Here is a 5,102-nt window from a genome sequence, read left to right on the forward strand (position 1 = left end):
GTCGCGCCCAGGCTGGCGCTGCGCTCACCCACGTCGACGCGCAGCTCGCCCACCTCGTGCACGGCCGGCTGGGCGGCCCGGCTGGCCCGGCCGACCCGGCGCAGCACGGTGGTGATCCGCGCGTCCAGATGGGCCCCGGTGAACGGCTTGACCATGTAGTCGTCCGCGCCCGAACGCAACAGGCGGACCACCGTCTGCTCGTCGTCCCGGGCGGTCGCGATGATGATCGGCACATCCGTGATGCCGCGCAGCATGCGCAGCGCGTCGGAGCCGTCCAGATCGGGCAACCCGAGATCCAGCACCACCAGATCCGGGGTCTCCGCCGCGACCCGGCGCAGGGCGTCCAATGCGGTGCCGACCGCGTGCACGGCATGCCCTCGATCGGCCAGCGATCGCAGCATCGCACCGCGCACCACGTGATCGTCCTCGACGAGCAACACCGTGGCCATGCGAAGCACCGTAGCGCTCGGGGCGGGGAACGCCTAAAGCTGTGATTGAGCGGAACCCCGTGGTGACGCACGGTCACCGCGTGCCGCTCCGCGCACCCTCATCGGCGGCGACTAGCATCGAGCCCGACCCCGCTGCGCCGTTGAAGGAGATCGTCGTGCCCGAGCCACTTGTCGTCCCCGCAGGCACCACCGCGGGCGCGGCGGTGACGGCCGCCGGGCTGCCCGCGAACGGCCCGAAGGCGATCGTCGTGGTGCGCGACCCGGGCGGCCGGCTGCGCGATCTCGACTGGGTGCCCGAGCTCGACACCGACGTGACCCCGGTGGCGCTCGACGAGCCCGACGGGCTCAACGTGCTGCGGCACTCGACGGCACACGTGCTGGCGCAGGCGGTGCAGGACCTCTTTCCGGAGGCGAAGCTCGGCATCGGCCCGCCGATCGAGAACGGTTTCTACTACGACTTCGACGTCGCCAAGCCGTTCGTGCCCGACGACCTGGCGAAGCTCGAGAAGCGGATGCAGGAGATCGTCAAGGCCGGCCAGCTGTTCCGCCGGCGGGCCTACGGCTCACTCGACGAGGCGAAGGTCGAGCTGGCATCGGAGCCCTACAAGCTCGAGCTGGTCGACATCAAGGGCGAGGTGGACGCCGAGGAGGTCATGGAGGTCGGCGCCGGCGAGCTGACGGCGTACGACAACATCGACGCGCGCGACGGCCACCGCGTCTGGGGCGACCTCTGCCGCGGCCCGCACCTGCCGTCCACCCGGCTGATCCCGGCGTTCAAGCTGATGCGCAGCGCGGCCGCGTACTGGCGGGGCAGTGAGAAGAACCCGCAGCTGCAGCGCGTCTACGGCACCGCCTGGCCGACCCGCGACGCCCAGAAGGACTACCTCCGCATGCTGGAGGAGGCGGCCCGCCGCGACCACCGCAAGCTGGGCGCCGACCTCGACCTGTTCTCGTTCCCCGACGAGATCGGCTCCGGGCTCGCGGTGTTCCACCCCAAGGGCGGGATCATCCGGCGCGAGATGGAGAACTACTCGCGCATCAAGCACGAACAGGCCGGCTACTCGTTCGTGAACACCCCGCACATCACCAAGGCGGACCTGTTCGAGACGTCCGGCCACCTGGGCTGGTACGCCGACGGCATGTTCCCGCCCATGGAGATGGAGGGCGCGACCTACTACCTCAAGCCGATGAACTGCCCGTTCCACGACCTGATCTTCCGGTCCCGCGGGCGGTCCTACCGCGAGCTGCCGCTGCGCATGTTCGAGTTCGGCACGGTGTACCGCTACGAGAAGTCCGGCGTGGTGCACGGTCTGACCCGGGTGCGCGGGATGACGCAGGACGACGCGCACATCTTCTGCACCGAGGAACAGATGGCCGGCGAGCTCAAGTCGCTGCTGCAGTTCGTCCTCGACCTGCTGCGCGACTACGGCCTCGACGACTTCTACCTCGAGCTGAGCACCCGCAACCCGGAGAAGTCGGTGGGCACCGACGAGAACTGGGAGAAGGCGACCGAGGCGCTGCGCTCGGCGGCCGAGGAGTCCGGCCTCGAGCTGGTGCCCGACCCGGGCGGCGCCGCGTTCTACGGCCCGAAGATCAGCGTGCAGGCCAAGGACGCGATCGGGCGTACCTGGCAGATGTCCACCATCCAGGTGGACTTCAACCTGCCGGAGCGCTTCGGGCTGGAGTATTCGGCGGCCAGCGGCGGCCGCGAGCGCCCGGTGATGATCCACCGCGCGCTGTTCGGCTCGATCGAGCGGTTCTTCGGCGTGCTGACCGAGCACTACGCGGGCGCGTTCCCGGCCTGGCTGGCGCCGGTGCAGGTGGTCGGCATCCCGATCCGCGACGACCACGCCGCCTACCTTGAGTCCTTTGTGGATGCGCTGCGCCGGGAAGGCGTCCGGGCCGAGGTCGACCACTCCGACGACCGGATGCAGAAGAAGATCCGCACCGCCCAGCAGCAGAAGATCCCGTTCATGGTGATCGCCGGCGACGACGACGTGGCGGCCGGGACGGTGTCGTTCCGTTACCGCGACGGTTCACAGCGCAACGGTGTGCCCCTCGCCGACGCGGTGGCCCACGTAACCGAGGTCGTGCGCAGTCGGGTTAATTCGGGCCCCTCGGCGGCATAGGGTTCTCGCATGAGCATTGGGGAGCCGGACGGGCTGGAACGTCTCTGGACGCCGCATCGGATGTCGTACGTCACCGGTTCGGAGGCGCCCGAGGGCGGTTACGAGAAGCCGGCCGGCTGCCCGTTCTGCCTCGCGCCGCAGCAGCCCGACGAGGAGAAGCACATCGTCGCCCGCGGCGAGACGGTCTTCGCGATCCTCAACCTGTACCCCTACAACCCCGGCCACCTGCTGATCTGCCCGTACCGGCACGTCGCCGACTACACCGAGCTGACCGAGGAGGAGACGGCCGAGGTGGCCGCCTTCACCCGGCGGGCGATGCGGACGATCCGCCGGGCGAGCAGTCCGCACGGCTTCAACCTCGGCATGAACCAGGGTGCGGTGGCGGGCGCGGGCATCGCGGCCCACCTGCACCAGCACGTGGTGCCGCGGTGGGGCGGCGACGGCAACTTCATGCCGGTGATCGGCCGCACCAAGACCATGCCGATGCTGCTCGCCGACACCCGGGAGCTGCTGGCCAAGGTCTGGACCGCGTCCTAGGGTCTGTTTTGAAATTGGCCCGCGGCTGCGGCGAGGATTTCAAAACAGACCCTAGCGGTCCCGCACACCCGCCAAGGCGCGGACGCCGGCGGCGATCTGCTCGGGGGACGGGGCGGTGGACGGGTCGACGAGCCACTGGGTCAGGACGCCGGACATCAGGGCCATCTGCACCGAGCCGAGCGTGGCGACCTCGTCGGCCGGCAGCGAGTCCTCCGGCCGGCCGGTCAGCAGGGCCGTCATGCCGCTGCGGCCCTCCCTGATGCCGTGCGCGATCTGAGCGCGCAGCTCGGGGGAGCGCTCGCTCTGCACCATCGCCTCGATCGAGGCCATGAAGACCGCCCGGTGCGTCTCCATCGTGCCCAGGATGCGGCGCCACACCCGGACCAGCGGATCGTCGGCCGCGTCGGACTCGTCGCCGGCCAGCGCCGCCGCGATCGCGTCGCCCCACTCCTCGATGGCGCTGAGCATCGCCGCGTTCAGCAGCGCCTGCGTCGAGCCGTAGTGATAGCCGATCGAGCCCAGGTTCGTCCCCGACACGGCGACGATGTCGCGCGCGGTGGTGTGCGCGTAGCCCTTCTCGTACAGGCAGCGGCGCGCTCCGGCGAGCAGGTCCTCTCGGTGGCCCATGGTGGTCATCCTAGGATCTATACAAACGTATAAGACGTTTGTATAGTAGCTCGTATGACGAAGCGGAGCGTGCTGATCTCGGGGGCCGGCGTGGCGGGTCCCTTGCTGGCGTACTGGCTGGGCCGCCACGGTTTCCGGCCGACGGTGGTCGAGCGGGCGCCGGCCCTGCGCGACGGCGGATACAAGGTGGACGTGCGCGGGGCGGCGGTCGACGTGCTCAAGCGCAGCGGGGTCTACGCGGCGGCGCGCGGCCGGGACACCGGCATGCGGCAGGTCACCTATGTGAAGACCGACGGGCGGCCGATCGCCTCGCTGGACGCGAACATGCTGATGGGCCGGCGCGGCGACGACATCGAGCTGATGCGCGGCGATCTGGTCCGGATCCTGCACGACGCGGCGGCGCCGTCGACCGAGTTCGTCTACGGCGACTCGATCTCGGCGATCGAGGCGGACGGCTCGGTGCGGTTCGCGAGCGGCACGACGCGGCGGTTCGATGTGATCGTCGGCGCGGACGGGTTGCACTCGAACACCCGGCGGCTGGCCGGGCTGGACGCGCCGCTCACCCACCTCGGCGCGTACCTGTCGATCTGCAGCGTGCCCAACAATCTGCGGCTGGACCGTGAGGAGGTCTTCTGGGCCGTGCCCGGGCGGATGATCTTCCTCTACAGCACCGGGCCGGACCACCCGGCCAAGGCGGGCATGGTCTTCGCGTCACCGGAGCTGCCGCGCGCGGAGATCACCCGCGACACGGTGCTCTCGCGGTTCGCCGGCCACGGCTGGGAGGTGCCACGCCTGCTCGAGGCGATCGCCGCCGGATCGTCCGACGACTTCTATGTGGACGGACTCAGCCAGGTGGACCTGCCGCGGTGGTCGGCCGGGCGGGTCGTTCTCCTCGGGGACGCGGCGTACTGTCCCTCGCCCGCGTCCGGGATGGGCACGAGCGAGGCGCTCGTGGGCGCCTACGTGCTGGCGTCGGCGCTGGCCCGGCACCCTGGCCACGAGGCCGCCTTCGCCGAGTACGAGCGTGTGGTCCGGCCGTACGCGGAGAAGAACCTGACCTTGGGGAAGAAGCTGGCCGGGCAGATGGTGCCGGGTGGGCGGGCGAGCATCGCGATGCGCAACTATGCGATGCGGACGTTGCGCTTCAACCCCTGGCACCGGCAGATCATCGAGTCGGTCACCAAGCCGATCCACGAGGCGGCCGCGGCGGTCCAGCTGCCGGCCGACGCGAGCCCGACGCTGGTCTGAGGCGGCGGGGGGGGGGGGGCGGGGGGGTGGGGGGGGGGCGGGGCGGGGGCGGGGGGGGGGGGCCGGAGCCCCGGGCCGGCGGGCGGCGGGGGCACGGCCCCCGCGGGGGCGG

5 protein-coding genes are annotated in these 5,102 nt (G+C 70.9%); 3 read left to right on the forward strand and 2 right to left on the reverse strand.

The features are described 5' to 3' along the window. Positions 1-449 (reverse strand): response regulator transcription factor (locus tag AB0M20_RS26510; protein ID WP_364302644.1); only part of this gene is annotated, 449 nt, incomplete at its 3' end. Positions 450-604: 155 nt separating this feature from the next. Here AB0M20_RS26510 and thrS point away from each other — a divergent pair. Both thrS and AB0M20_RS26520 read left to right on the forward strand, forming a co-directional pair. Further along, entirely contained in the window at positions 605-2,578 is a 1,974-nt protein-coding gene (gene thrS / locus AB0M20_RS26515; protein WP_364302646.1) for a threonine--tRNA ligase, read from the forward strand. 9 nt (positions 2,579-2,587) lie between these two features. Continuing rightward, positions 2,588-3,115: an HIT domain-containing protein gene (locus AB0M20_RS26520; RefSeq protein WP_364302648.1), complete on the forward strand. Its 528-nt coding sequence runs from the start codon at positions 2,588-2,590 to the stop codon at positions 3,113-3,115. A gap of 51 nt (positions 3,116-3,166) precedes the next feature. Here the strand turns inward: AB0M20_RS26520 and AB0M20_RS26525 are convergent, their stop codons facing one another. Next, on the reverse strand, positions 3,167-3,742 hold the full coding sequence (locus tag AB0M20_RS26525; protein WP_364302650.1) for a TetR/AcrR family transcriptional regulator: 576 nt from the start codon (positions 3,740-3,742) through the stop codon (positions 3,167-3,169). Between the two features lie 54 nt (positions 3,743-3,796). Here AB0M20_RS26525 and AB0M20_RS26530 point away from each other — a divergent pair, with 54 nt between their 5' ends. Then, positions 3,797-4,990 carry an FAD-dependent monooxygenase gene (locus tag AB0M20_RS26530; RefSeq protein WP_364302652.1) on the forward strand — a complete coding sequence of 398 codons (1,194 nt, stop codon included), beginning with the start codon at positions 3,797-3,799 and terminating at the stop codon, positions 4,988-4,990. Positions 4,991-5,102 lie beyond the last annotated feature (112 nt).

Source organism: Actinoplanes sp. NPDC051633 (assembly GCF_040681735.1).
Classification (GTDB): domain Bacteria; phylum Actinomycetota; class Actinomycetes; order Mycobacteriales; family Micromonosporaceae; genus Actinoplanes.